A 26,105-nucleotide genomic window follows, 5' to 3' on the forward strand; every position below is an offset into this window, starting at 1 on the left:
ACGCCGGCCCCCGAACCGGGGACCGGCGTCACTGCGACAGGGAAGTCAGTTGTTCGGGTCGTCGGCGCTGATGTCGGCGAGCACCGACTGGGGCTCACGCTCGACAGCGAGGTCACCCATCGACACCAGCCCGACCAGGCGACCGTCGTCGACGACCGGCAGCCGGCGGACCGCGTAGGTGCGCATCAGGTCGGTGGCCGAGACCGCGTCGTCGTCCGGGCTGACGGTGATCACGTCCCGGGAGACGATCTGGTTGACCGGGGTCCGGTCGGGGTCCATCTCCTCGGCGATCCCCCTGACCGTGATGTCCCGGTCGGTCACGATCCCGACCACGTCGCCGTCGTCGGTGACCACCACGTCACCAATCGCGTTGTCGCGCATCACCCGAGCCGCCGCCGTGAGCGTGTCCGTGCCGTCCATGGTCACCAACCGGGTCGTCATGAACTCTCCGACCGTCGTCATGGTGCTCCCCTCTCGGTGTCGGCAACCCCCCGCCTACCCACCCCCACCCCGAACTAACACCCACCCCCACCCCTGCCCTCCCCCACCCCTCCCCACCCTCCCCCTGAGCGTTGATCAAGGGATTTGCGTCAACCTCCCCCCGTCTCCGTGACGCAAATCCCTTGATCAACGCGACGGGGAGCCGGGGGGAGGGCGCAGGGGGTGGGGGTGGGGTGGGGGTGGGGGTGGGGGTCAGTGGAGTTGGGTGGCGATCAGTTCGGCTAGTTGGACGGCGTTGAGGGCGGCGCCCTTGCGCAGGTTGTCGTTGGAGCAGAACAGGGCCAGGCCGTGTTCGACGGTTTCGTCGGCCCGGATCCGACCGACGAACGTCGGGTCCTGACCGGCCGCCTCCAGCGGGTGCGGGACGTCCGACAGGGCCACCCCGGGTGCCCCGTCGAGGAGTTCGACGGCGCGCTGCGGGCTCAGCGGCCTGGCGAAACGGGCGTTGATCTGCAACGAGTGGCCGGTGAAGACGGGCACCCGGACGCAGGTGCCGGAGACCTTCAGGTCCGGGATCCCGAGGATCTTGCGGCTCTCGTTGCGGAGCTTCTGCTCCTCGTCGGTCTCGGCGGAGCCGTCCTCGACGATCGAACCGGCGAGGGGGAGCACGTTGAACGCGATCGGCCGGGCGAAGTTGCGGGGGGCGGGGAACTCCACGGCGCCCCCGTCGAAGGCCAGTCCGGTGGCGTCCTCGGCCACCTTGCGGACCTGCTCGTCCAGCTCGGCAACGCCGGCCAGCCCCGCCCCCGACACCGCCTGGTAGGTCGAGACGACCAGGCTGACCAGTCCCGCCTCGGCGTGCAGCGGACGCAGCACCGGCATCGCCGCCATGGTGGTGCAGTTCGGGTTGGCGATGATGCCCTTGGGGCGTACGGCGGCGGCCTCCGGGTTGACCTCGGCGACGACCAACGGCACGTCGGGGTCCATCCGGAAGGCCGAGGAGTTGTCGATGACCACAGCGCCGGCCTCGGCGACCCGGGGGGCCAGTTCCTTGGCCGAGCCCTTCCCGGCGGAGAAGAGCACGATGTCCAGCCCCCGGTAGTCCGCGGTGGCCGCGTCCTCGACGGTGACCTCGCCGTCCCGCCACGGCAGGGTCCGTCCCGCCGACCGGGCGGAGGCGAACAGCCTCACCTCGTCCGCCGGGAAAGACCGCTCCGCCAACACCTGCCGCATGACCCCACCGACCTGGCCGGTGGCGCCCACAATGCCGATCCTCATGCCCGCGAGGCTACCCAGCCCACCGGCCGGACGGGGAACCGTTTCCCACCGCCCGGCCCGTACCGTCGCCCTGAGCGACGAACATCACCCCGCCAGGACCTCCCCCAGACCGGCGGCGGTCAGGTCGTCGCGGATCGCCGCCGCGTCGCCCTCGACCACCAGGGTGAGGGCCTCGGGGTGCAGGTGGGTGGCGGCGGCGGCGCTGACCTGCTCCACGTCGGCGGCGAGCAGTTCCTCGCGCAGCCGGGCGTGGTAGTCGTCCGGCAGGTCGTGAACGACCAGGGTGGTCAGGGCCGAGGCGATCGCCCGGGGGCTCTGCAACTCCACCGAGAGCTGACCGGCCCGCCAGGAGCGCGCCACCGCCAGCTCGTCCTCGGTCACACCACCCGCCTGGGTACGGGTGATCTCCCCCACCGCCTCGACCAGGGCCGGCGCGGTCACCGCCGTCTGCACCCCGGAACTGACAGCGAACCGACCGAACCGGCGGGACGACCCGAAGTCGCCCCGGATGCCGTAGGTGTACCCGCGCACCTCGCGGATCAGGTGGTTGAGCCGGGAGGTGAACGCCCCGCCGAGCACCGTGCCGGCCAGGGTCATCGGTACGTGGTCGGGGTGCGCCCGGTACGGGGCCGGGTGGCCCAGGCGCAGCGTGGACTGCACCGAACCGGGACGGTCGACGAGGATGATCCGGCGACCGGGGCGAACCTGCACCTCGATCGGGGCACCCCGCTCGACCGCCCCACCGGCGGTGCCGGCGAACGCCACCGAGGCCAGCGCGTCCAGGTCGATCCGGTCCAGGTCACCGGCGACGACCAGGGTCCCCGGCCGGATGAACCACTCGGAGTGGAAGACGGTGACGTCGTCGACGTCGAGGGCGGCCACCGAGTCCGGGTCGCCGTACATCGGGCGGCCCCAGCGGTTCCCGGCGCCGTACAGGTCCGCCCGCAGGACCGCGTCGGCGCGCGGACCCGGGTTCGCCCAGTCCATCCGCAGCGCCGTCGCCTCGTCGTCGCGGACCCGCCGGACGTCGGCGGGGTCGAGTCGGGGCGTACGGACCGCCTCGGCGAGCAGTTCGACGGCGGCGGTCAGCCGGTCCACCGGCACCTGCACACTGACCTGGAAGGAGTCCCAGTCCAGCCCGGTCACCAACTCGGTGCCGAGCCCCTCGACGGCCAGCGCGTACGCCGTCGCGTCCCGCTGCGCGGTCCCCTCCTCCAACGCCTTGGCAAGGACCGCGCCCACGCCCTCCTTGCCGACCGGTTCCCGACCGGCCCCGGCGTCGAGCAGCAGCAGGGCCACGGCGAGGTTCTGGCCGGGCAGGTGTGCCGCCACCACCTGGCCACCGGCGGCGCTCCGCCGGACCACCTGTGGGAACCGGTAGGCCCGGGCAGCCCCCGGGCCGGGACGGGTGGCGATGAGGGTCATGACGTCTCCTCGGGAAGGTAGACCAGGGTGGCCCGGTCGGCGGGGGTGAGCACCTCGGCGGCGGCCTCGGCGACCTGTCCGGCGGTCACCGCGAGCCAGCCGGGAAGCCGGTCGGCGGCCTTCGCCGGGTCGCCGAACTGGACGGCGTACCGGCTGAGGGTGTCGGCCCGGCCGTCCACGGTGGCCATCTGCCGCCACCACATGGTGCTCAACAGGGCCTTGGCCCGGTCCAGCTCGGCGGCGGTCACCGGCACCGTGGCCAGCTCGTCGACCACGTCGGCGAGCCCGGCGGCCAGCCGCTCGGCGGTCACCCCGGGACGGGCGGTGGCGGTGGCGATCAGGGGTGCCGGGGCGTGCGCCAGGTCCACCCCGTACGCGCCGACGAGGTCGGGTTGGGCGATCCGCTCGCCGTCGGCGAGGCGCTGGTAGAGGCGGCTGCCCCGACCGCTGCCCAGGATCGCCGCGAGCACCGTCGTCACGTCGTACCCGGGGGTGCCGAAGGCGTACGTCCGGTGTGCCACGTACACCCGGGGGGCGGGAACGTCGGCGGTGACCGTCTCGTGGACCGGTTTCCCGGTCGGGGCCACGGTCCGCCCGTCGGGGGCGGAGGGGATGTCGGCGCGGGCGGGCAGGGCACCGAAGTACTTCTCGGCGTGACCGAACACCTCGGCGGCGGTGGTGTCCCCGACGACCGTCAGGACGGCGTTGTTCGGGGCGTAGTAGGTCCGGTGGAACGCCTGGAAGGTGGCCAGGTCGGCCGCGTTCAGGTCGGCCATCGACCCGATGGTCGAGTGGTGGTACGGGTGCCCCGGCGGGTAGAGCATCGGCAGCAGCCGCAGCCAGGCGTCGCCGTACGGCACGTTCTCGTACCGCTGCCGGCGTTCGTTCTTCACCACGTCACGTTGGTTGTCCAGCGTGTCCTGGGTCAGCGCGGGCACCAGCCCGCCCATCCGGTCGGCCTCCAGCCAGAGCGCCAGCTCCAGGTGCTCGGCCGGGACGGTTTCGAAGTAGTTGGTCCGGTCCGGGTTGGTGGTGGCGTTCAGCGAACCGCCCGCACCCTGGATGAGCTTCATGTGCTCGGTCTTGGCCACGTTCACCGACCCTTCGAACATGAGGTGTTCGAAGAGGTGGGCGAAGCCGCTCTGCCCATCCGGTTCGTGCCGCGATCCCACGTCGTACCAGAGGTTTACCGCCACCGCCGGGGCGGTGCGGTCCTCGCTCACGACGACACGGAGGCCGTTGTCCAGTCGGGTCGTCTCGATCGGCCAGGGGTAACCGCTTTCGGGCATGTCCCGACGCTATCGGATCACGGGCGCGAATCCACCGCTGTGCACCACCGGCGCGCCCGACGACGGCCGGCCGGGCCGGCGGTGCCGGTGGTCGGTCAGTCGGGAGGCTCGACCGCCGGTGCCGCCTCCTCGGAGGTACGGCGTTCCAGCACGGTGTCCGGCGCCGCCCCGGGGTCGGCCTCGCGCAGGTCCGACTCGGCGAGGATCGCCGCCGCCTGCGCCCGGGCGTCGTCGCTGCCGGCGGCGGCCTCCTCCGGCAGCAGGTGTGCCCGGGACTCCACCCGGTCCTGGTCCTGGATTCGTTCGGTCATGACGCCTCTCCTACCCAACCCGGCGGTCCGCCAAGCCCGCACCGCCCCGGCGGCGGGGGCGTCGGGGCGGCTCTGCTCACAATGTGGTGCGGGGATGAGGGTTTGCGGGATCCTCGGGTAGGGTTGTCGGCGTGACGAAGTGGTATCGATGGTTTATGCAGCCGGCTGCGGAGCCGGTGACCTCATCGTGAACTGACGTCACCTCACTTCGAGCCGGCCGGGCGGGACAGAGTCCCGCCCTTTCGCGTACGAGCAGCCGGCTCGTCCCGGGCGCCGGCCCTGGGCACGGTCGGCGGAAGGAAACACCACCGTGCCGAACCCGGACACCGATCGGGTCATCGACCAGCGGATCGACCGCGTCGTCCCGCTGACCACCCCTGCCCTGTTGCACCACCACCTCCCCCTGGACGCCGGCCTCACCTCGGCAGTGCTGGCCGGGCGGCGGGCCACCGCCGCGGTGCTGGACCGGGACGACGACCGACTCCTGGTGGTCGTCGGGCCGTGCTCGGTGCACGACCCGGCCGCTGCCCTGGAGTACGCCGAGCGGCTCCGGTCGCTGGCCGACCGGCTCGCCGACGACCTGTTGATCGTGATGCGCGTCTACTTCGAGAAGCCGCGCTCGACCGTCGGGTGGAAGGGCCTGATCAACGACCCGGGCCTGGACGGTTCGGGTGACGTCAACACCGGTCTGCGCACCGCGCGGGCCCTCCTGCTCGACGTCCTGCGGCTCGGTCTGCCGGTGGGGTGCGAGTTCCTGGACCCGATCACCCCGCAGTACATCGCCGACACCGTGGCGTGGGGGGCGATCGGTGCCCGCACCGTGGAGAGCCAGGTGCACCGGCAGCTCTCCTCCGGGCTGTCCATGCCGATCGGGATGAAGAACCGGCCCGACGGCAGCATCGGCACCGCCGTCGACGCGATCCGGGCGGCCGGCGTCCCGCACGTGTTCCCCGGCATCGACGTCTCCGGCACCCCGGCGATCATGCACACCCGGGGCAACGCCGACTGTCACCTGGTGTTGCGCGGTGGCAACGACGGCCCGAACTACGACGCCGCCTCGGTGGCCGCCGCGCTGGACCTGCTCCGCGCCGCCGGGCTGCCCGAGCGGGTGGTGGTCGACGCGAGTCACGCCAACAGCGGTAAGGACCACCGCAACCAGCCGAAGGTCGCCGCCGACGTGGCCCGGCAGCTCGCCGACGGCCAGCGGGGCATCGCGGGGATCATGCTGGAGAGCTTCCTGCAGGCCGGCCGGCAGGATCTGGACCCGACCCGGGAGCTGGAGTACGGCATGTCGGTCACCGACGCCTGCATCGGCTGGGACACCACCGCGGAGGTCCTCACCGAGCTGGCCGGTTCCACCCGCGCCCGTCGGACCACCCTGGCGACGCCCGCCCAGCCCTGAGCGGGAGTCACGCCCGACCGGCCCTACACGAAGTCCCTGAGGTGAGAAGACCAGCGGCCCCGGTGGTGACCGGGGCCGCTGGCGTCGGTGTGCAGGTCGCCTCTCGGCGAGTGGCACGACGCGGCTCCAGCCGAACGGTATTCCGCGAAGGCTATATAGGTGAGGCCCGGGGACACTGGACACACCGACACCCCATTCAACCGGCCCACCCGCCTCGGTGTTCCGGTATCGGTCGTGGCCCACGTCACAGTCCCACCCTCCGGAGGTGGTCCGGACCGCCACCGGAGGTGCCACGTTTGACCGGTTCGATGACGGGTAGCCGAAGTGACGTGACCGACGAACCCGTGACCACCAGCGAGCCGCTGATCGAGACGCCGACCCGCAGTGAGCTGGACGGTCTGCTCGACGAGCTCTACCACGGGCAGGAACGGCTCAGCCAGGCGGAGATCCAGCGCCGGGCGGTGGCCGCCGAACTGCCGGCCGAAATCCTGATCAAGGTCAGCGCCCTCCCCGAGGGCGAGTACGCCCTGGACGAGGTCGCCGACCTGCTCGGCGCGACACCGGGCTGACCGACCCGTCCCCCGCCGTCCCGGCCGCCCGAGAAGAGGACGAGATGAGCAGCGATCGCGACGACGAACAACGGGACCTGCCGGCGCTCGGCCAACCGCCACGGGCCACCACACCGCAGAAGGACCCGGACTTCGCCAACGAGCACGACCGTACCGCCGTGGACCGGGACGTGGTCACCGACGCCGACGCCGACGAACGCGAGACGGAGGCACCGCGCGGGTGGTCCGGGATGGAACGCTGACCGTCGCCGGGACGATGCCGCCGGGATGATCGAGCGCCGACAGGCGTGACGCAGCGGACGGGTGGGGCCGAGACCGGCACCACCCGTCCGTCGCCTCTACTCCTCGTCGGGGCCGCCGCCCTCGGCCTTCTGCTGCGCCATGGCGTACGCCATCTGGAGGAAGTCCGACGCGGCCACAGCGGTCAGCGCCGTGGCGACCAGCCTGGTCGTCCGGGGTGCCAGCACCAGGCCCCCGGTGAGCCCGGTGGCCACCCAGACGGCCAGGCAGAACGGGCAGCTGAGCAGCTCGCCGATGGCGTGCCGGGTGGGGCTGCCCGAGTCGCGTACCTGCTCCATCACCTCGCCGCTGCCGATCGGCTTGTCGTAACGGGTGAACGGGGCCCGCAGCGGGCTGGTCACCGCGTCCTTGGACAACAGTCGGCTGAGCTTGTGGGTGGCGATCGACAGCAGGATCACGTCGGCCGTGGCGGGACGTTCGGGGACCGGGCGTCGAGTCGCCTTGGCCAGACCGGCCAGCGCCCCGGTCACCCCGGCGTACGTGCCCATCGCCACCAGGTAGCCGCCCAACGGCCGATGCTCGTGTGGTGCGTACGACCGGCGCAACCGCGCCACCTTCTCCTTCAGGCCGCCCTGGGTCACCGGAGTCTCCTCGGTCAGTCTCGGTCGTGGGGGTCGGTCGGTCATCCGGCGGTCAGGTTGTCGGCCACCGCGTCGGCGAGGTTCGCCAGGCTCTCCTCGGCCAGCTCGTCGAGGCCGGAGCCGTCGGAACCGTCGTGCAGGTCGAGTCGGACCCGCGCCCCGCCGCCGGGTCCCGGCTCGACGCGGATCTCGGCGGCCCATCCGCCGTCCGTCTCGTTCCAGCGGGCGTGCAGTTCGGCCGCGTCGACCTGCGAACGCTGCTCACCGGCGGCCCGCAGCGGCTCGGGGAGCCAGGCCGAGGAGCGGTCCGGGTCGGTCGCCGTACTGAAGACCACCTCGGGTGGCGCGGACATGCCCCGCGCGGCCTGCCCGGACATCAGGCGCTCCGCAGTCGACTCGGGTCGACCTCCCGGCCGGGATGCCGGGCCAGGTACTCCGTCTCCAGTTCGGCCGTACGGCGCAGGTGGTTGGCGAGGGCCGAGTCGGAGGCGTGCCGGAGCGTGTCCAGCCGGGTGCGGTGCAGGCTGTGCACCTCCCGGAGCAGGTCGTCGTCGTCCAGCTCGGCCGGATCGATCCCGACCACGTCCTCGTCGAGCAGGTCACCGGCGCCGCTCGTGCCACCGGGTGTGGCAGCGGAGGTGTCCCACTCCGGTACCCGCTGCTCCGGGCTGGTCTCGCCGACGGTCGGCGCGTCGAATCCGTTCTGGCGTACCGAATCGCTCATGATCGCCCCCTGCTCTGGTATGGGCTCGCATCTAGACGTGTGCCCCAGCCCGGGTCGACCAAACCCACGGGGCACGCCGACTACGACGCCGTGTCGGAGAGAGCCGGGGCGGCCGGTACCCTCGACGTCATGAAGCGGCTCTGGACCCCGGCGTTGCTGTTCCGCCACGTGGCCATGGTCGTCCTGGTGGTCGGATTCCTCGCCCTGGGTTGGTGGCAGATCAGCCGGGCGGTCAGCGGGAACGCCCTGAGCTGGGCGTACGCCTTCGAGTGGCCGATCTTCGCCGGGTTCGTGGTGTTCGTGTGGTGGCGGGAGGTGCGGCACGAGCTGCGCCGGTCTCCCGACGGGAGCGCACCGGAGACCGATCCGGACCCCGCCGTCGAGACGTCGGCCGCCCCTGCGGGGGCCGTCGACGGGGCCTCCGACGCTCGACCGGCGATCCGCCGACCGGTCCGGGTCTCCCGGACGTCGACGACCGGCCCCGCCGAGGACGGCGAGCTGGCCGCCTACAACCACTACCTGTCATGGTTGAACGCCAATCCGGGGGCGCGCCCCGGTGACTATCCCGGCTGAGGCCGGTGCGGAAGGACGGACGACGGTGGGCGCAGCCCTCAACCGGTACCGCGTGATCGCCTGGATCGTGGGCGTGGTGCTGATCATGCTGGTCGTGGTCGGGATGCCGATGAAGTACGGCTTCGACAACGCGGTGGTGGTGGAGACCATCGGGCCGTCCCACGGTTTCCTCTACATGGTCTACCTGGCCGCCGCCTTCGACCTGTCCCGACGGGCGGACTGGTCGTTGAAGCGGATGCTCGCGGTGATGCTCGCCGGGACGGTGCCCTTCGTCTCGTTCTGGGCGGAGCGACGGGTCAGCCAGTGGGTGCACCAAGCGCAGCCGCAGCAGACCCCGGAGCCGGTCGCCGGCTGACCGGATCCACCACGGCGAATCCGAAAGGTCCTCGATTCACTACCCACAGTGACGATCGGGCCCAAAAAGCTGCCACTTCCGCAACATTGGTCTCGGCAATGACTGCCCATCACTGCGGTCCCGAGCTACGTTGAGCAGGCCGGACCGGCCACGTGCCCTCCGACCGGAAGGCCCCGGGCTCGGCGCCGTCCGGGGTGTCCCCACGTTCCCGGCGGCCACGGGAGAGGAGCCTTCCGCTCTTGTCGTCTCTCCGGACACTGCTGCGCCCGCTCGTCGCCGCCGGCCTGGTCGCGGTGCTGGTCGCCCCGGCGGCACCGGCCTCGGCCGAACCCTCGGTCGCGGAGCTGACGCGACGGATCGACAAGTCCTCGACGGAACTGGCGCAGGTGGTCGAGTCGTACAACGAACTGCGCGAGAAGATCAAGGACAACAAGAAGGCCGCCGCCACCCTCCAGGCCCGGATCGGGCCGTTGCAGGAGCAGACCGAGCGCAGCCGGGCCGACGTCGGCGAGATCGCTGTCACCGCGTACAAGACCGGTGGGTTGCAGACCGTCGACGCCCTGCTGCAGGGCGGCTCCGGTTCGGTGGTGGAACGGCTCGGCACCCTCGACCAGCTCACCCGCCAGCGCCAGAAGAGCATCGAGGGGTTCACCACCAACGAACGGCAACTGGTCGACCAGAAGACCCGACTGGACACCACGCTGGCCCGGCAGGCCGCGCAGGCCAAGGAGCTGAACTCCGGGAAGAAGAAGATCGAGAGGGACCTGGCCAAGCTGTACGACCTGCGCCGGGCGGCGTACGGGCGGGCCACCGAGCAGCCGAAGCAGCAGGCGGGCAGCGCCGCCAACGACGCCCCCCGGATCTCCGGTGGCGCCGGTGCGGCGGTCCGGTACGCCTACGGCGCCATCGGCAAGCCGTACGTGTGGGCCGCCTCCGGCCCCAACGGGTACGACTGCTCGGGGTTGACCTCGGCGGCCTGGCGGGCGGCGGGCAAGTCGCTGCCGCACAACACCAAGATGCAGTGGAGCGCGGTGGCCAAGATCAATCGATCCGAGCTACGCCCGGGTGACCTGGTCTTCTACCGAAGCCTCGGCCATGTGGCGCTCTACGTCGGCGACGGTCAGGTGATCCACGCGCCGACCTTCGGCCGACACGTGGAGAAGCGCCCCGTCGACCTGATGGCACCGTACGGGTACGGCCGGGTCCGCTGACCCACCCGACGGGCCGGGCCGACCACCCAGCGCGGAAGAAGAAACGGCCGGCGTCCCCTGTGGGACGCCGGCCGTTCGAGTGCACCGTGTGGTCGGGGGGCCGGTCCCGGTGGACCGGCGCCGCGTCGTCGTGGCCGCGCATCGTGCTCAGGCGGCCTGCAACCCCTCGGCCCGGGCCAGTTCCCGCAGCCGCCCCAGCGCCTGGATCTCCAGCTGCCGGATCCGCTCCCGGGAGAGCGAGAACCGCGAGGCCACCTCGGTGAGCGAGTGCTCCCGGCCGTCCTCCAGGCCGTACCGGGCCCGCATGATGCCGGCCGAACGGTCGTCGAGGTGGTTGAGCAGCCCCTCGATGCGCTGACGCTCCAGCCCGGTGAGCACGATCTCCTCCGGCGACGGCGCGTCGCTGTCGGCGACCAGGTCACCGAGGTTGGTGTCACCGTCGTCCCCGACCGGGGTGTCCAGCGACACGGTGTCCTGGGACCAGCGGACCAGCTCGTTGACCCGCTCCACCGTCACCCCGAGGGCCGTGGCGATCTGCTCCGGCTCCGGGTCGCTGCCCAGCTCACGGGTGAGCTGACGGGCGACGTTGCGCATCCGGTTGACGTCCTCGACGAGGTGGACGGGAAGCCGTACGGTCCGCTCCTGCTGGGCGATGGCCCGGCTGATGGCCTGGCGGATCCACCAGGTCGCGTAGGTGGAGAACTTGTACCCGCGCTCGTAGTCGAACTTCTCGACCGCCCGGACCAGGCCGGTGTTGCCCTCCTGGATCAGGTCGAGCATGGGCATCCCCGACCGGACGTACCGACGGGCGATCGACACGACCAGCCGCAGGTTGGCCCGGATGAACAGGTCCTTGCCCCGCTCACCCTCGGCGACCAGGCGCTCCAGGTCGTCCCGGTCGACGCCGGCGGGGACGCGGTCCTCCGCGAGCAGGTGCTCGGCGTAGAGGCCGGCCTCGATGGTCTTGGAGAGTTCGACCTCCTTGGCGGCGTCCAGCAGCGGCGTCCGGGAGATCTCGTGCAGGTAGACTCCGACCAGGTCGCGCTCCTCGGCGACCTCGTCGGTCCGCAATCCGATGTTCTTGTCCACGTTGCCCACGGTCCCCTCGCTCGCGCCGGTCGCCCGGTTCCTTGCCATCCCCACGTTCATCAGCCCTCCCCCGTCCCTTTGAGTGCCCCGCCTCGCTGACACCTACACAACAGTTGGGACGTGTCAGGGATTCCATGTCGTGAGTCGAACGTGTCACGAATGCCTGAGTATCAGCTGAGAGCGCGGTCCATATTTGCTGTCAGCACCCCGTCGGGTGACTCGCCGATGGGGCACCACGGGGGTCGACGGGTCGGCGGACCACCGCTTCGCCGCCCGGAGGAATCGCACCATTGCGCACCTCCGGAGGTCAGCGACCCGGGTCACCGCCCGGCTGCGATCCTCGTCACGGGCGGTTCCGCCCGGTGGACCAGGCGGTTCGTCCGGTGGTCACGGAATACCCCACGCCCGATGGAACAATCAGGCACCGGCCTTCCGTCCCGCCGACGGGTGTGTTCCCGGTCGCACCCGACGTGGGGTTCCACGGCGATCAGGCCCGTCGACGCCCCTGCCCCATCCGGTACACCCGGACCGCTTCGTCGGTCACCGAAAGTGACCTTTCGACTCCCTCCCGGTCCCGGACCGCCACCGCCAGGACGAGGCAGTCCACGACGGTGAGCTGGGCGGGTTCGCCGACGGGCAGGCCGTACCGGTGGCCGACCTCGTGGGCGGCGGTGGCGAGCACCAGATCCGCCACCCCGGCGAGGGGGGAACGCGGGAAGTTGGTCAGCGCGACGGTGGTGGCCCCCCGGCCGCTTGCCTGTCGCAGCACCTCGACGACCTCCGACGTCGTGCCGGTGTGCGAGACGCCCACCGCGACGTCACCCCGGCCGAGCAGGGCGGCGGAGGTCAGGGCGGAGTGCACGTCCGGGAAGCAGCAGGTGGTCCGCCCGATCCGCTGCAGCTTGCGTTGGGCGGCGGCGGCGACGAGCCCGCTGGCTCCGACCCCGTACACGTCGACCCGACCGGCGGCCACGATCGCCGCCGCGACCTGTTCGCAGACGATCGGGTCGAGCCGCCGGGCGGTCTCCTCGACGGCCCGGGCATGGTGGAACGCGACGGTCGCGATGATCGCCGACAGGTCGGCGTCGGGTGGAACGTCCCCGGAGAACACCCGGGCGTCCGGGGGCTCGCGGCGTCGGGCGGAGTCGGCGGCGAGCCTGATGCGCAGGTGCGGATAGCCGTCGAGGCCGATCGACCGGCAGAACCGGACCACTGTCGCCTCGGAGGTCTCGGCGGCGGTGGCCAGGTCGGTGATGGTCCGCCGGGAGACGCCCCCCGGGTCGGCCACCACCAGCCGAGCCACCCGCTGCTCGGCCGGGGAGAGCGACGGCAGCAGGCCGCTGATGTGGACGGCCAGGTCCGGTGGTCCGCTCCCGGCGTACTCCTGGGGACCTCGCCGGGCACCTGCCCGGCCACCCCGACCCTTCGGCACTGTGGAAAGCTACTTCCGCCGATGGACGACAGTCAACGTCGACGTCGCGGATCGGGGTGACGTCAGGCGGGCACCACCGGCCTCGGCGGCCCGGGTTCGTCGACCGGAAGCGCGGTCGGCGGGTCGTCGACCACCGGTCTCGGGGTGTCGAGCGCCGAAGCCGGGGGGCCGGGGTCGACCGGCGGCGGCCCGGCGGGAGTCGGCAGCCAGCCGTCGAGGTACGCCAGGATCTGCCGACTCACCTCGTCCGGCGGCAGGCCCGCGTCCACCACCACGAAGGAGGGGTACTCCGGCAGGGTGCGGTACGCCGTGTCGGCCGCGGTGAGGTAGCCGATCGTCTCGTGGTCGGTCCCCCGCCGCTCGATGCGTCGGTACGCCTCCGACGGGTCGAGGGAGAGTAGGAAGGTCACCTGTGGGGGCGGGAAGATCCGGTACCCGACCCGGGCCAGCCGTTCCCCGCGTTGCCCACCGTGTGCCCGGATGCTGACGTACTGACAGGCCGAGTAGCGGTCCATGATCGCCGTACGGCCGGTCACCAGGCAGCTGGTCAACGCCGCCGCGATCGCCACCCACCTCAGCACCGACTCGACGGTGAGCAGTCCGGTCCGACCGACGAGCCGCTGGGCGTCGAGTCGGCCGAGCCGGACCGCCAACCGGCCGAGCCAGCGGCGACCGCCCGCGTTGCGGTGGTAGGTCGCGGGCCGGCCGGCGGTGGTGAGCGCCTCGGCCAGCCGGTAGGCCTGGGTGGTCTTGCCCGAACCGTCGATGCCGATCAAAGCGACGGCGCGCAACCGGGCTCTGTCGCGCCGCGCCCGTGGTGATCTGGACACTCTGCACAGGCTATCCGACGCGTGCCCCCTCGGGCGTTTGTCGCTTTCCTCCCGCACCGTCACCGAACGCGCCGGGGGCAGGTGTGGACGACCGGAATGCCGGGTACGCAATCAGCCATCCACCGACGAAGGAAATCGGTTCCACGACGGGAGACGCAGATGGCGGAGCGCGGAGACGAGACGCTGGTACACACCCTGAAGAAAGTCGCCGCCGTGCTCAAGCAGGCCGAGATCCCGTTCGCGCTCGGGGGGAGCTTCGCCGTGTACGCCCACGGCGGCCACTCCAGCGACCACGACGTGGACTTCCTGATCCGGGGAGCCGACGTCGACCGGGCCCTGGAGGAGCTGACGGCGGCCGGTTTCACCGCCGAGCGCCCACCCGAGGACTGGTTGGTGAAGGTCTTCGACGGGGACCGGATGGTGGACCTGATCCACCGACCCATCGAGACCCCGGTGACCGAGGAGACCTTCGGCGACACGGTGATCCGACCGGTCGACGCGATCCACATGCCGGTGCTGTCGGCCACCCAGCTGATGGTGCACAAGCTGCTCAGCTTCTCCCAGCACTACTGCGACTTCGCCAGGGGGCTTCCGCTGGCCCGGTCGCTGCGGGAGCAGATCGACTGGGAACGGGTACGGAAGGAGACGCAGCACTCGCCGTACGCCGAGGCGTTCCTGGTGCTGCTCGACCGACTGGACGTGGTGCCGGAGACCGGCCCATCGGGAGAGAAGGGGACACCGTGACCGAGTACCGCGACAGCGGCACCTCCCCGCCGGACGAGTACGTCGAGGCGGAGATCCAACGGCTGCTCGCCGAGGACCCGGCGGTCGCCGAACAGGGCATCAGTGTCGTCTGCACCGAACGCGGACTGGTGCTCTACGGCGAGGTGGAGAGCCCGCACCGGCGGGAGGAGATCCTCCGCCGGGTCGCCGAGCGCTTCCCGGACGTGCCGGTCAGCAGCGACATCGGGGTGATCCGGGCGCAGGCACCCACTGACGTCGAGCAGTTGCCGTGAGGAGGGTTTCATGGTGATCCGGATCGCCGCGGTCGGCGACGTACACATGGACGAGGACGTGGTCGGACGGTTCCGGCCGGCCCTGGAGGAGTTGCCCGAGCACGCCGAGGCGCTGCTGCTGGCCGGGGACCTGACCCGGCACGGCACCGAGTCGGAGGCGCGCTGTGTGGCGACCGAGTTCGGCGGGTTGGGCGTACCGGTGGTGACGGTGCTCGGTAACCACGAGCACCAGTGCGACCAGGTTCCCCGGGTGGTGAAGGTGCTGGAGGACGCCGGCATCACCGTCCTGGAGGGAACGGGTGTGGTGCTGGAGTGCGCCGGTGGACGGCTCGGGGTGGCCGGGGTGAAGGGTTTCGGCGGCGGGTTCGCCGGCCGGTGCGCCAGCGACTTCGGCGAGCCGGAGATGAAGGCGTTCGTCCGGACCACCACCGAGAGCGCCGACGCGCTCGGTGCGGCGCTGCGGGGGCTCGACTGCGACCTGCTGGTGGCGTTGACCCACTACTCGCCGGTGCCGGAGACCCTCGCCGGTGAGCCGTTGGAGATCTACCCCTTCCTCGGGTCGTACCAGCTGGGTCAGGCGATCGACTCGGCACCGACGGCGCTGGCCCTGCACGGGCACGCGCACCACGGCTCCGAGCGGGGCACCACCCCGGGTGGGGTCCGGGTCCGCAACGTCGCCCACCCGGTGATCAAGCAGGCGTACAGCGTCTTCGAACTCGGTGGTCGACTCGACTGAGATCGGGTTTCCAGATTCGCCTAAGCGGGTATTCAGCGGTCATGGAGCTACTTCTCTGGATTCTCGCAGTCGTGCTGGTGGTCGCGGGTGTTCTGGCCCTCTTCCGTAAGCAGATCCTCTGGGGCGTCGTCCTCATCGTGGTCGGGCTGATCGTGGGCCCGGGCGGTGTCAGCATCTTCAGTTGACCCGGTCACCTCTCGCAGTTCCCTTCAACCCGCCGAGGTCGTCGGATCCGGAACTCCGTCCTCCCGACAGGAGTGGTCCGGCTCCGACGACCTCGGCGCCTTCGTGCCCGCCGATGGGGGCGGCCGTCCCCCTCGGGGAGGTTTGTCCGTCACCGAGGGTGGGCATCTGGACACCATGACGACTTCGAGCGCGGTGCAACGGCACAGCGGCCCCCGGGCCTGGTTGGCGTTGCTGGGGTTCGGGGCGGCGGTGCTCGTGGCAGCCGCCGTCGGCGGGCTCGCCGTCGGCGGGGCGGCCAGTGAGTACAACAGCCTGCGCCAGCCCTCCTGGGCACCGCCGTCGTGGTTGTTCGGGCCGGTCTGGACCGCGTTGTACGCGACGATCGCGATCGCCGGTTGGCTGGTCTGGCGACGCGTCGGTTTCGGTCCGGCCGTGTACGCCTGGATCGCCCAACTCGTACTCAACGCGCTGTGGACCCCATTGTTCTTCGGCGCGGGTCAATACGGTCTGGCATTCGCCGAGATCGTGGTGATGTGGTTGGCGATCGGGGTCACCGTCGCCCTGTTCTGGCGGATCTTCAAGCCGGCGGCGTTGTTGATGTTGCCGTACTGGGCCTGGGTCACCTTCGCCGCCGCCCTCAACCTCTCGATCTGGCAGCTCAACATGTGATCCGTCGCTCCGCTCTCCGCACGACCCCGGTCGGTTCCGACCGGGGTCGATCTGCGTCATCGCCTATCGACTGTCGTCGCATTTCCTTCACCGTCCGGAGGCGACTCGCAACGCTCGTGGGAGCGCGCCCACCGCAGGGCACTGAGGTTTCCGGATCGTTACTCGGTCGTGTCCGGTGAGGGGTGGACCCACACAGATGAAAGCGCTTACATGTTGGGACGCCCATCGGACCGGCGCCGCCTTCGCGACCGCGCCGGCTAGGAAGGAGGACGGCATGGCGGTCTTTGCCAGACCACGCCAGGCCCTCGTGATCGCCGGCGTGCTCGGGCTGGCGGTCAGCGCCACCGCCTGCGGCAGCGGCGACAGCGGCGGCAACAACGCCAGTTCCGGGGACTGCTCCGCATACGAGAAGTACGAGGGTCACGACGGCACCACCGTGACCATCTACTCGTCGATCCGGGAGATCGAGGCCGACCGTCTCGACGAGTCCTGGAAAGAGTTCAGCGAGTGCACCGGCATCGACATCAGCCACGAGGGCAGTGGCGAGTTCGAGGCCCAGCTCCCCGTCCTCGTGCAGGGCGGCAACGCTCCGGACCTGGCGTTCATCCCCCAGCCCGGGTTGATCCAGCGGTTCGCCTCCGCCGGTCAGCTCAAGGCCGCCAGCCCCGACACCAAGGCGATGGCCGAGCAGAACTACTCGGCCGACTGGCTGAAGTACGGCACCGTCGACGGCACCTTCTACGGCGCCCCGCTCGGGTCGAACGTGAAGTCCTTCGTCTGGTACTCGCCGAAGACGTTCCAGGAGAAGGGTTGGACCGTCCCGGAGACCTGGGACGACCTGATCAAGCTGAGCGACACCATCGCCGCCGGCGGCACCAAGCCGTGGTGCGTCGGGGTCGAGTCCGGTGAGGGCACCGGCTGGCCGGCCACCGACTGGATCGAAGACATGATGCTGCGTACGCAGACCCCCGAGGTCTACGACCAGTGGACCACCCACCAGATCCCCTTCAACGACCCCCGGGTCGTCGAGGCGGTCGACAAGGCCGGGCAGATCCTGAAGAACGAGAAGTACGTCAACGGCGGCTTCGGCGGGGTCCGCAGCATCACCTCCACCGCGTTCCAGGAGGCCGGTCTGCCGATCCTGAAGGACGAGTGCGCGCTGCACCGGCAGGCGTCCTTCTACGCCAACAACTGGCCGGAGGGCACGAAGGTGGCCGAGGACGGCGACGTCTTCGCCTTCTACCTCCCGGCGATCGACCCGGCCAAGGGCAAGCCGGTCCTGGGTGGTGGCGAGTTCACCGCCGCCTTCGCCGACCGCCCCGAGGTCCAGGCCGTGCAGACGTACCTCGCCTCGGGCGAGTACGCCAACAGCCGCGCCAAGATCGGTGACTGGGTGTCCGCCAACAACAAGCTCGACCTGGCGAACGTCCCGAACCCGGTGGACAAGCTCTCCGTGCAGCTCCTCCAGGACAGCAACACCGTGTTCCGCTTCGACGGCTCCGACCTGATGCCGGCCGCCGTCGGGACCGGCACCTTCTGGAAGGGCATGATCGAGTGGTTGAACGGCAGGGACACCGCGAGCGTCCTCTCCGGTATCGAGAGCAGCTGGCCGAACTGAGGTGACCTGGGGCCCGGTCCGTGACACACGGGCCGGGCCCCGAGGTTCTCGGGCCGTGGACCCTGGAGGGACTGATGGAGTTCGACTTCGTCGCACAACAAGGCAAGTTGTTGATGCTGCTCTACGGCCTGCTGGCGTTCGTCGTCGTGGTCGGTGGCATGCTCGCGCTGCTCGACGTGGTGCCGGCCTGGTTCGCCCGACGCCGCGAAGCCCAGCTGGTGGCGGCAGCCGCCGGTGGCGGGCCGCTGCCCCGGCGCCCCAGGCAGCGGGAGGGCCTGTTCGCGCTCTTCTTCCTGCTGCCCACTGTGCTGCTGCTCATGATCGGGTTGGTGGTGCCGGCCATCCGGACCACCCTCCTGTCCTTCATGGACGGCCCCGGTGACAACTTCGTCGGGTTGCAGAACTACGGCTGGATGTTCAGTGAGGACTCCATCGTCCGGGTGCTGCTGAACACGCTGACCTGGGTGATCCTGGTGCCACTGGTGGCCACCACGATCGGCCTGGTGTACGCGGTGATGGTGGACCGGGTCCGGTTCGAGTCGGTGGCGAAGTCGCTGATCTTCATGCCGATGGCCATCTCGTTCGTCGGCGCGAGCATCATCTGGCGCTTCGTCTACGCGTACCGGGGTCCGGAACAGGAACAGATCGGGCTGCTCAACCAGATCGTGGTCACCCTGGGTGGTGAGCCCCGGCAGTGGTTGCAGGACCCGCCGTTGAACACCCTGCTGCTCATCGTGATCATGGTGTGGATCCAGGCCGGGTTCGCCATGGTGGTGCTCTCCGCGGCGATCAAGGCGATCCCGGCGGACATCGTCGAGGCAGCCCGCCTCGACGGGGTGACCCCCTGGCAGATGTTCTGGCAGATCACGATGCCGAGCATCAAGCCGGCGCTGATCGTGGTGGTGGTGACGATATCCATCGCCACCATGAAGGTCTTCGACATCGTCCGGACCTCCACCAACGGCAACTACGACACCAGCGTGGTGGCCAACGAGATGTACAACCAGGCATTCCGGTACGGCCAGAGCGGTCAGGGTTCGGCCCTGGCGGTCGTGCTCTTCGTCCTGGTGATCCCGATCGTGATCTACCAGATCCGCAACCTGCGCCAGCAGCGGGAGGGCTGACATGACCACCTCGACTCCCCCGCTCGCCGCCGGGACACAGGGCACCCGCGGGACTCCGACCAGAGCCGGCCGGGTCCGCAAGCGGCTCACCAGTCGCACCGCCACCGTCGTCTCGATCGTCATCGCGGCGGTCTGGACCATCCCCACCTTCGGGCTGTTCGTCTCGTCCTTCCGTCCCGAGGAACAGCTCAAGACCACCGGCTGGTGGACGTTCTTCCGCGACCCGCAGTTCACCCTGGACAACTACCAGCAGGTGCTCTTCGGTAGGGGTGCGTCCTCCGGGCAGCTCGCCGGCTACTTCGTCAACTCGCTGGTGATCACCCTGCCGTCGGTGCTCTTCCCGCTGGCCTTCGCGGCGATGGCCGCGTACGCACTGGCCTGGATCAACTTCCGGGGCCGGGACTGGCTCTACATCGGCATCTTCGCGTTGCAGATCGTCCCGTTGCAGATGGCCCTGGTGCCGCTGCTCAGCTTCTTCTCCCGGGGGGTGAACCTCGGCGGGGTGACCCTCATGCCGGCGTGGAACCTCGCCGGCGAGGAGCGGTACATCCAGGTGTGGTTCGCCCACACCTGCTTCGCCCTCCCGCTGGCTGTCTTCCTGCTGCACAACTTCGTCTCCCAGCTCCCCAAGGACCTGATGGAGGCGGCCCGGGTCGACGGGGCCACCCACCCGAAGATCTTCCGCAGCATCGTCCTGCCCCTGATCACCCCGGCGCTGGCGGCGTTCGGCATCTTCCAGTTCCTCTGGGTCTGGAACGACCTGCTCGTGGCATTGATCTTCGCCGGTGGCGGCAGTGACGTCGCCCCGCTGACGGTCCGCCTCGCGGAACTGGCCGGCACCAGAGGTGGCGAGTGGCAACGGTTGACCGCCGGGGCGTTCGTCTCGATGGTCGTACCGCTGATCGTGTTCCTGTCCCTGCAGCGCTACTTCGTCCGAGGTCTCCTCGCGGGCAGCGTGAAGGGTTGATCCGACCGTCCTCCGCCGCCGTCGAGGTCCTCGACGGCGGCGGAGTCGGTTACCGAGCAAGGCTGACATGACGAGGATCGACGACGTCGCCCGGCTGGCCGGGGTCTCCACCGCCACCGTCTCCCGGGCCCTGCGCGGCCTGCCGACCGTCTCCGCGGACACCCGCCGCCGGGTGCTCGCCGCCGCCGAACAGCTGGAGTACGCCGTCTCGCCCAGCGCCTCCCGCCTGGCCGGCGGCCGGACCGGCACCGTCGCCGTGGTGGTCCCCCGGATCACCAGGTGGTTCTTCAGCACGGTGGTCGAGGCGGTCGAGGACGTCCTCTACGAATCCGGGTACGACCTGCTGCTGTGCAACCTCGGGGGGCGCGAGCAGCTCCGGCAACGGGTGCTGCGCACCGCCGACCTGGACAAGCGGGCCGACGGGGTGATCCTGGTCGCCACCCCGCTGCGGGACACCGAGCTGACCGCGCTGGGTCGGCTGACCCTCCCCGGGATCACCATCAGCTCCGGCGGCGTCGTACCCGACTGGCCGTGGGTCCGGATCGACGACCGGGCCGCCGCCCGGACCGCGACCCGGCACCTGCTGGACCTGGGCCACCGCCGGATCGCGCACATCTCCGGCGACCCCGACGACGAGCTGGCGTTCACCACCCACATCGACCGTCGGCGGGGCTACGAGGAGGAGCTGCGCGCCGCCGGTCTGGAACCGGACCCCAGCCTCGACGTGGAGTCGCAGTTCACGATCAACGGCGGCACCCGGGCGATGGAGGAGCTGCTACGCCGGGGTGACCCGCCCACGGCGGTCTTCGCCGCCTGCGACGAGATGGCGATGGGGGCGATCAGCGCCCTGCGGGACGCCGGGCTGCGGGTGCCGCAGGACGTCAGCGTGATCGGCATCGACGACCACGACCTGGCCGGGGTCCTGGGGTTGACCACCATCGCCCAACCCGCCGCCGACCAGGGCACCCTGGCGGCCCGGATCCTGCTCGACCCGATCGTCGGGGCGCTGGCCACCGGGCCGTCCGGTCCCGCCGAGGCCGGGGCGGAGCAGTCGGTGGTCCTGCCCACCCGGTTGGTCGTCAGGTACTCCACCGCCCCGCCCCGGGCCGGTTGACAGACGGGCGTACGCCCCCGCCGGATCGCGGCCCGGGCCACGGCGCGCAACGGGCTTCACCGGAGGTCATCCTGGGCACAATGAACGGGCGACCGGACGTCTCGACCCACGGGAGAACGCCCTGAACACGACATCGACGCCCCAGGAGACCCCCGCCGGGGTGACCCCCGGCTGGTGGACCGAAGCCGTCATCTACCAGATCTATCCACGATCCTTCGCCGACTCCGACGGTGACGGCATCGGCGACCTCCCGGGCATCACCGCCCGCCTCGACCACCTCGTCGAACTCGGCGTCGACGCCGTCTGGCTCTCGCCGTTCTACCCGTCGCCGCAGGCCGACGCCGGGTACGACGTGGCCGACTACCGGGACGTGGAACCCCTGTTCGGCACGCTTCCCGACGCCGACCGGCTGATCGGCGAGGCGAAGCGGCGTGGGCTGCGGGTCATCGTCGACCTGGTGCCCAACCACACCTCCTCGGCGCACGTCTGGTTCGCCGAGGCGCTGACCGCCGCCCCCGGCAGCCCGCAACGGCAGCGCTACGTCTTCCGCGACGGGCTCGGCGCGGACGGCGGCGAGCCGCCGAACGACTGGCAGAGCGTCTTCGGCGGACCGGCCTGGACCCGGGTCACCGAACCCGACGGCCGGCCCGGCCAGTGGTACCTGCACCTGTTCGACACCGCCCAGCCCGACCTCAACTGGGACAACCCGGAGGTCCGGGCCGAGTTCGTGGACGTCCTGCGCTTCTGGCTGGACCGGGGGGTGGACGGGTTCCGGGTGGACGTGGCGCACGGCCTGATCAAACAGGCCGACCTGGCCGACTGGCAGGAGCCGCAGGAGATCCTCTCCGGCCGGGAGGTCGACAAACCCCGACCCCCGATGTGGGACCAGGACGGGGTCCACGAGATCTACCGGGAGTGGCGTCGGGTGGTCGACTCGTACGGCTCCGCACCACAGGACGGACGGGTCCTCGTCGCCGAGGCGTGGGTGGAGCCGGCCGAACGGCTGGCCCGCTACATCCGCCCCGACGAGATGCACCAGGCGTTCAACTTCGAGTACCTGCTCGCCGCCTGGACCGCACCGGCCCAGTACGCGGTGATCACCCGTTCCCTGGAGGCCACCGACGCGGTGGGTGCGCCGACCACCTGGGTGCTGTCGAACCACGACGTGGTCCGGCACGCCTCCCGGCTGGGACTGCCGATCGGCACGCCCCGGCCCAACGGGATCGGGGCGCAGGACCCGCAGCCCGACGCCGGACTCGGGCTGCGTCGGGCCCGGGCGGCCACCCTGCTGATGCTCGCCCTCCCCGGGTCCGCCTACCTCTACCAGGGTGAGGAGTTGGGGCTGCCGGAGCACACCACACTGCCCGACGAGGCCCGCCAGGACCCGACGTACCACCGCACCCGGGGGGCGCAACGGGGGCGGGACGGCTGTCGGGTGCCCATCCCGTGGGAGGCCGACGCCCCGTCGTACGGGTTCGGGCCGACCGACGCGAGTTGGCTGCCCCAGCCGCCGTCCTGGTCGGAGTACGCCCTCGACCGGCAGCGCGACGTGCCCGGCTCGACGTACGAGGTCTACCGGGCCGCCCTGCGGCTGCGCCGGGAGCACGGGCTCGGCCGGGGTGCGCTGCGGTGGCTGGAGTCCGCCGACGAGGTGCTCGCCTTCGCCAACGACGGGCTGCGGGTGCTCACCAACTTCGGTCCGGCCCCGGTCCCGCTGCCCGAGGGGGCCGAGGTGCTGGTGTCCAGTGCCCCCCTCGACGGCACCGGCCACGTCCCCACCGACGTGACGGTCTGGTTCCGAGCCTGACCCCGACCCGTGGTGGGGCCCCTGCGTACGCCGTCCGGCGTGCACAGGGGCCCTCCCCTACCGGGGTCAGAGCTTCTCGGCCCGGGTGTGCAGCAGGTCGTGGACCGCCTCGATGTCGCGCGGGGAGGTCCGGGAGGCGAGCCAGTACATGACGCCGGTCGGGACGAAGAAGAGCTGGAAGGCGGCCAGCCCGACCGCGAAGTTCAACGGTGGCGGGAAGGCCGCCCGCAGCCCGTGGAAGGCCACCCCGACCAGTCCGTTCCCGGCCGCCCGGCCCACCCCGTTGACCAGGTTGCCGAGGCTGTAGACGGTGCCCCGGTGCTCCGGGGGGTTCACGTCGGCGATCAGGGCGAACCAGTTCGGCGAGTTGGCCGAGGTCAGGGCCAGCGCGAAGACCGCGGTGAGCAGGCTCAACCCCACAGTCGGCTCGGTGAAGACGCTGGCCAGCACCGCCTGGACCACAGCACCGGAGCCGGCCCCGTCGGGCACGTCGATGGTGATCGGCACGAAGAAGAGCACCAGGTAGAACGGGACGGCGGCGAGGATCCCGATCGACGCCACCATCGCCCGCCCCCGTGGCGTACGCCGTTGCAGGGCGTCGCCGGCCAGCCCACCGAGGATCGAGAAGACCCCGCCGAGTTGGAACAGGGTGGCGAACACGGTGCCCACCACCACCGACGTGGCGACCGAGTATCCCTGCTGCTCGGCCCGCTCGGCGAAGAGGACCGGCAGCCAGACCAGCGACCCGAAGGCCGCCTGGGCGGTCAACCCCTGCATGATCAGCCACCGGTTCGTCCGCCGGTCGAGGATCCGGGGCAGGTCGGCCCGGGTGATCCGGTAGTCGTAGTCCGCACCGGCGGAGAGCGCGTCGACCAGCTCCGGTTCGCTCTGCCCCCGCCGGACGTCGTAGGTGAACAGGTACGCCACGGTGGCGGCCAGGCCGAGCCCGGTCAGCACCAGGAACGGTCGCCGCCAGTCGGTGGCGCCGAGCAGCCCTCCGGTCAACGTCCCGGCCAGGGTCCCCACGCCCTGGGACAATCCCCAGAAACTCATCACCAGCCCCCGGCGACGGGGCGAGATCAGGTCGGTGACCACCGAGAAGCCGACCGACCCGACCGCCCCGAGGCCGACCGCCCCGACCAGTTGGGCGGCGAGGAAGGTCGCGTAGCCTCCGGCGAGCGCGGTCCCGCCGGTCCCGACGGCCCAGAGCAGCGTGCCGACCATCAGCAGGGGCTTGCGGTTGGTCCGGTCGCCGACGTACGCCCAGGCCACCGCCGCCACCGCGCTGACCAGGAAGGTCGCCGCGGTGACCAGCCCGATCATCCGTTGGGGTACGTCGAAGGTGTTGGCGATCGGCCCGTACAGCGGGGGCACCAGACCGATCGCCACGTTGTCCAACGAGGCGAGGAAGACGAAGACCACGACGCTGTAGAGCCGGTGCGCCGATGAACCGCCCCACGCCCTGAGCACACCGTCTCCCGTTCCCGACCCCGTACCGACCCTCCACAGAAGCAGATCACGACCGGGGTACGGCGGGGGCGGCGACCCGGGGACAACCGGGCCGACGGGAGGAGTCCCCGGCCGTCACCATCGGCGTCGGCCGGGGCTCACCTCACTCGTGGAGGCGGTCGGCCACCAGGTCACGGGCTTGGGCGTACCGCTCACGGATGGCGGGGACCGGGTCGGCGACGTGTTCCTCGGTGCCGGTCAACGGCCACTGCGGCGGGGCCGAACCGCCGAGGGCCACCCAGGCGGCCTGGCGGGCCGCGCCGTCGGCGACGTACTCACCGGGGGGTGGGACGACCACCGGGCAGCCGAACACCTGCGGGGCGATCCGGCGGACCGCCCGTGACCGGGCACCGCCGCCGACGAGCAGGACCCGCTCGACCCGGGCGCCCTGGGCTCGCAGCGCGTCGAGTCCGTCGGCGAGGGCGCAGAGCATCCCCTCGACGGCGGCCCGGGCCAGGTGCGCCGGGGTGGCGGTCCGCAGTGTCAACCCGTGCACCGCCCCGGTGGCGTCCGGCCGGTTGGGGGTCCGCTCCCCCTCCAGGTAGGGGACCATGACCAGCCCCTCCGCCCCGGCCGGGGCGGTGAGGGCCAGGTCGGCGAGTTCGTCCAGGGGGACCCCGACCAGCCGGGCGGCGGCGTCGAGCACCCGGGCGGCGTTGAGGGTGCAGACCAGCGGGAGGAAGCGTCCGGTCGCGTCGGCGAACCCGGCGACCGCCCCGACCGGGTCGGCGGCCGGGGTGTCGGCGACGCTGAACACGGTGCCGGAGGTGCCGATGGAGACCACGACGTCGCCGGGGCGGGCACCGACCCCGAGGGCGGCGGCGGCGTTGTCCCCGGCCCCGGGTCCGAGCGCCACCGCGTCGGCCGGGGCCCCGCCGGGCAGGACCCCGGCGAGGGTGCCGGCCGGATCGGTCGGACCGAGCACCACAGGCAGCCGGGGTCGCCGTCCGAAGGCCTGTTCCAGCAGGTCCGGGCGGTACTCGCCGGAGGCGGCGGACCAGTAGCCGGTGCCGCTGGCGTCGCTGCGGTCGGTACGGAGGGCGTCCAGGCCGACCGCCCCCGCCAGCCGCCAGGTCAGCCAGTCGTGGGGCAGGCAGACCGCCGCGACCCGGGCCGCCCGGTCGGGCTCGTGCCGGGCCAACCAGCGCAGCTTGGTCACGGTGAAGCTGGCCACCGGGACCGAGCCCACCGCCTCCGCCCAGAACCGTCGGCCCGCCTCCCCCGCACCGGCCTCGGCGGTCAACTCGGCGGCGGCGGCGGCCGACCGGGTGTCGTTCCACAGCAACGCCGGCCGGACCACCTCCCCGGCCTCGTCGAGGCAGACCATCCCGTGCTGCTGACCGGCGACGGAGACGGCTGCCACGTCGGTGAGCCCACCGGCGGCGTCGACTGCCGCCCCGAGCGCCTGCCACCAGGCGGCGGGGTAGACCTCGGTGCCGTCGGGGTGCGGAGCCCGGCCCTGACGGACCAGGTCACCGGTCTCGGCGTCCCGGACGACCACCTTGCAGGACTGGGTGGAGGAGTCCACCCCGGCGATGAGCACCACTGC

The 26,105-nt window shown here is 71.4% G+C and carries 29 protein-coding genes; 16 read left to right on the top strand and 13 right to left on the bottom strand.

The genetic code is table 11. The annotated features are described in order from the left end of the window. Positions 1-45: 45 nt before the first annotated feature. The 5 genes from WHN02_RS26980 to WHN02_RS27000 all read right to left on the bottom strand — a co-directional run bounded on the left by WHN02_RS26980 (position 46) and on the right by WHN02_RS27000 (position 4,744). Positions 46-462 (bottom strand): CBS domain-containing protein, encoded by a 417-nt coding sequence (locus WHN02_RS26980; protein WP_434741418.1) that lies wholly within the window; start codon positions 460-462, stop codon positions 46-48. 231 nt (positions 463-693) lie between these two features. Next, positions 694-1,719 (bottom strand): aspartate-semialdehyde dehydrogenase, encoded by a 1,026-nt coding sequence (locus WHN02_RS26985; RefSeq protein WP_434741419.1) that lies wholly within the window; start codon positions 1,717-1,719, stop codon positions 694-696. 84 nt (positions 1,720-1,803) lie between these two features. Continuing rightward, positions 1,804-3,144, bottom strand: coding sequence for a M16 family metallopeptidase (locus tag WHN02_RS26990; protein WP_434741420.1), 1,341 nt, complete (start codon positions 3,142-3,144; stop codon positions 1,804-1,806). Continuing rightward, the gene (locus WHN02_RS26995) at positions 3,141-4,433 is read right to left on the bottom strand and encodes a M16 family metallopeptidase (RefSeq protein WP_434741421.1); all 1,293 of its coding nucleotides are present in this window, start codon (positions 4,431-4,433) and stop codon (positions 3,141-3,143) included. The genes WHN02_RS26990 and WHN02_RS26995 overlap by 4 nt, the downstream gene beginning before the upstream one ends. Before the next feature lie 95 nt (positions 4,434-4,528). Further along, positions 4,529-4,744 (bottom strand): hypothetical protein, encoded by a 216-nt coding sequence (locus tag WHN02_RS27000; RefSeq protein WP_434741422.1) that lies wholly within the window; start codon positions 4,742-4,744, stop codon positions 4,529-4,531. Positions 4,745-5,054: 310 nt separating this feature from the next. On the opposite strand from WHN02_RS27000, the gene WHN02_RS27005 reads away from it, so the two are divergent. The 3 genes from WHN02_RS27005 (at position 5,055) to WHN02_RS27015 (ending at position 6,957) form a co-directional block, all read left to right on the top strand. Then, positions 5,055-6,146: a 3-deoxy-7-phosphoheptulonate synthase gene (locus WHN02_RS27005; protein WP_434741423.1), complete on the top strand. Its 1,092-nt coding sequence runs from the start codon at positions 5,055-5,057 to the stop codon at positions 6,144-6,146. A gap of 308 nt (positions 6,147-6,454) precedes the next feature. Next, positions 6,455-6,715 carry a hypothetical protein gene (locus tag WHN02_RS27010; RefSeq protein ID WP_434741424.1) on the top strand — a complete coding sequence of 87 codons (261 nt, stop codon included), beginning with the start codon at positions 6,455-6,457 and terminating at the stop codon, positions 6,713-6,715. A gap of 44 nt (positions 6,716-6,759) precedes the next feature. Next, a complete protein-coding gene (locus tag WHN02_RS27015; RefSeq protein ID WP_434741425.1) occupies positions 6,760-6,957 on the top strand; it encodes a hypothetical protein in 198 nt (65 codons plus the stop codon). Between the two features lie 96 nt (positions 6,958-7,053). On the opposite strand, the gene WHN02_RS27020 is transcribed toward WHN02_RS27015, so the two are convergent. From WHN02_RS27020 to WHN02_RS27030, 3 genes are read right to left on the bottom strand one after another with little or no spacing between them, the layout of a single operon-like run. Further along, the gene (locus WHN02_RS27020; protein ID WP_434741426.1) at positions 7,054-7,596 is read right to left on the bottom strand and encodes a DUF1360 domain-containing protein; all 543 of its coding nucleotides are present in this window, start codon (positions 7,594-7,596) and stop codon (positions 7,054-7,056) included. 41 nt (positions 7,597-7,637) lie between these two features. Then, positions 7,638-7,973, bottom strand: coding sequence for a hypothetical protein (locus WHN02_RS27025; protein ID WP_434741427.1), 336 nt, complete (start codon positions 7,971-7,973; stop codon positions 7,638-7,640). Then, positions 7,973-8,323 carry a DUF6158 family protein gene (locus tag WHN02_RS27030; protein WP_434744092.1) on the bottom strand — a complete coding sequence of 117 codons (351 nt, stop codon included), beginning with the start codon at positions 8,321-8,323 and terminating at the stop codon, positions 7,973-7,975. Before WHN02_RS27030 ends, WHN02_RS27025 begins: the two co-directional genes overlap by 1 nt. Positions 8,324-8,449: 126 nt before the next feature. Here WHN02_RS27030 and WHN02_RS27035 point away from each other — a divergent pair, with 126 nt between their 5' ends. From WHN02_RS27035 to WHN02_RS27045, 3 genes are all read left to right on the top strand, one after another. Beyond that, positions 8,450-8,893, top strand: coding sequence for a hypothetical protein (locus WHN02_RS27035; RefSeq protein WP_434741428.1), 444 nt, complete (start codon positions 8,450-8,452; stop codon positions 8,891-8,893). A 25-nt stretch (positions 8,894-8,918) separates the two neighbouring features. Continuing rightward, positions 8,919-9,248, top strand: a complete 330-nt coding sequence (locus WHN02_RS27040) for a DUF3817 domain-containing protein (RefSeq protein WP_434741429.1) — start codon at positions 8,919-8,921, stop codon at positions 9,246-9,248. Positions 9,249-9,487: 239 nt separating this feature from the next. Beyond that, complete coding sequence (locus WHN02_RS27045; protein ID WP_434741430.1) at positions 9,488-10,459, top strand: NlpC/P60 family protein; 972 nt, start codon at positions 9,488-9,490, stop codon at positions 10,457-10,459. Positions 10,460-10,606: 147 nt separating this feature from the next. On the opposite strand, the gene WHN02_RS27050 is transcribed toward WHN02_RS27045, so the two are convergent. The 3 genes from WHN02_RS27050 to WHN02_RS27060 form a co-directional block, all read right to left on the bottom strand. Beyond that, positions 10,607-11,596, bottom strand: a complete 990-nt coding sequence (locus WHN02_RS27050) for a sigma-70 family RNA polymerase sigma factor (protein ID WP_350894835.1) — start codon at positions 11,594-11,596, stop codon at positions 10,607-10,609. A 439-nt stretch (positions 11,597-12,035) separates the two neighbouring features. Continuing rightward, on the bottom strand, positions 12,036-12,905 hold the full coding sequence (locus WHN02_RS27055; RefSeq protein WP_434744093.1) for a MurR/RpiR family transcriptional regulator: 870 nt from the start codon (positions 12,903-12,905) through the stop codon (positions 12,036-12,038). A 137-nt stretch (positions 12,906-13,042) separates the two neighbouring features. Beyond that, positions 13,043-13,810 carry a dTMP kinase gene (locus tag WHN02_RS27060; protein WP_434741431.1) on the bottom strand — a complete coding sequence of 256 codons (768 nt, stop codon included), beginning with the start codon at positions 13,808-13,810 and terminating at the stop codon, positions 13,043-13,045. Between the two features lie 159 nt (positions 13,811-13,969). Here WHN02_RS27060 and WHN02_RS27065 point away from each other — a divergent pair, with 159 nt between their 5' ends. From WHN02_RS27065 to WHN02_RS27110, 10 genes are all read left to right on the top strand, one after another. Next, the gene (locus tag WHN02_RS27065; protein ID WP_434741432.1) at positions 13,970-14,554 is read left to right on the top strand and encodes a nucleotidyltransferase family protein; all 585 of its coding nucleotides are present in this window, start codon (positions 13,970-13,972) and stop codon (positions 14,552-14,554) included. Continuing rightward, complete coding sequence (locus WHN02_RS27070; protein ID WP_350894820.1) at positions 14,551-14,826, top strand: BON domain-containing protein; 276 nt, start codon at positions 14,551-14,553, stop codon at positions 14,824-14,826. Before WHN02_RS27065 ends, WHN02_RS27070 begins: the two co-directional genes overlap by 4 nt. 10 nt (positions 14,827-14,836) lie before the next feature. Continuing rightward, positions 14,837-15,562, top strand: a complete 726-nt coding sequence (locus tag WHN02_RS27075; protein WP_434741433.1) for a metallophosphoesterase family protein — start codon at positions 14,837-14,839, stop codon at positions 15,560-15,562. Positions 15,563-15,603: 41 nt separating this feature from the next. After that, entirely contained in the window at positions 15,604-15,747 is a 144-nt protein-coding gene (locus WHN02_RS27080) for a GPGG-motif small membrane protein (protein WP_434741434.1), read from the top strand. Positions 15,748-15,922: 175 nt separating this feature from the next. Beyond that, on the top strand, positions 15,923-16,417 hold the full coding sequence (locus WHN02_RS27085; protein WP_434741435.1) for a TspO/MBR family protein: 495 nt from the start codon (positions 15,923-15,925) through the stop codon (positions 16,415-16,417). 274 nt (positions 16,418-16,691) lie between these two features. Beyond that, positions 16,692-18,035 (top strand): ABC transporter substrate-binding protein, encoded by a 1,344-nt coding sequence (locus WHN02_RS27090; RefSeq protein WP_434741436.1) that lies wholly within the window; start codon positions 16,692-16,694, stop codon positions 18,033-18,035. 74 nt (positions 18,036-18,109) lie between these two features. Beyond that, positions 18,110-19,159, top strand: a complete 1,050-nt coding sequence (locus WHN02_RS27095; RefSeq protein ID WP_434741437.1) for a carbohydrate ABC transporter permease — start codon at positions 18,110-18,112, stop codon at positions 19,157-19,159. 1 nt (position 19,160) lies between these two features. Then, on the top strand, positions 19,161-20,126 hold the full coding sequence (locus WHN02_RS27100) for a carbohydrate ABC transporter permease (RefSeq protein WP_434741438.1): 966 nt from the start codon (positions 19,161-19,163) through the stop codon (positions 20,124-20,126). A gap of 67 nt (positions 20,127-20,193) precedes the next feature. Then, the gene (locus WHN02_RS27105) at positions 20,194-21,240 is read left to right on the top strand and encodes a LacI family DNA-binding transcriptional regulator (RefSeq protein ID WP_434741439.1); all 1,047 of its coding nucleotides are present in this window, start codon (positions 20,194-20,196) and stop codon (positions 21,238-21,240) included. A gap of 160 nt (positions 21,241-21,400) precedes the next feature. Beyond that, positions 21,401-23,047 (top strand): glycoside hydrolase family 13 protein, encoded by a 1,647-nt coding sequence (locus WHN02_RS27110; protein WP_434741440.1) that lies wholly within the window; start codon positions 21,401-21,403, stop codon positions 23,045-23,047. A gap of 66 nt (positions 23,048-23,113) precedes the next feature. Here the strand turns inward: WHN02_RS27110 and WHN02_RS27115 are convergent, their stop codons facing one another. Then, on the bottom strand, positions 23,114-24,556 hold the full coding sequence (locus WHN02_RS27115) for an MFS transporter (protein WP_434744094.1): 1,443 nt from the start codon (positions 24,554-24,556) through the stop codon (positions 23,114-23,116). A 103-nt stretch (positions 24,557-24,659) separates the two neighbouring features. Further along, positions 24,660-26,102, bottom strand: a complete 1,443-nt coding sequence (gene xylB / locus WHN02_RS27120; protein WP_434741441.1) for a xylulokinase — start codon at positions 26,100-26,102, stop codon at positions 24,660-24,662. Between the last annotated feature and the right edge of the window lie 3 nt (positions 26,103-26,105).

The sequence above is a fragment of the Micromonospora sp. SH-82 genome, assembly GCF_051132485.1.
Taxonomy (GTDB): domain Bacteria; phylum Actinomycetota; class Actinomycetes; order Mycobacteriales; family Micromonosporaceae; genus Micromonospora.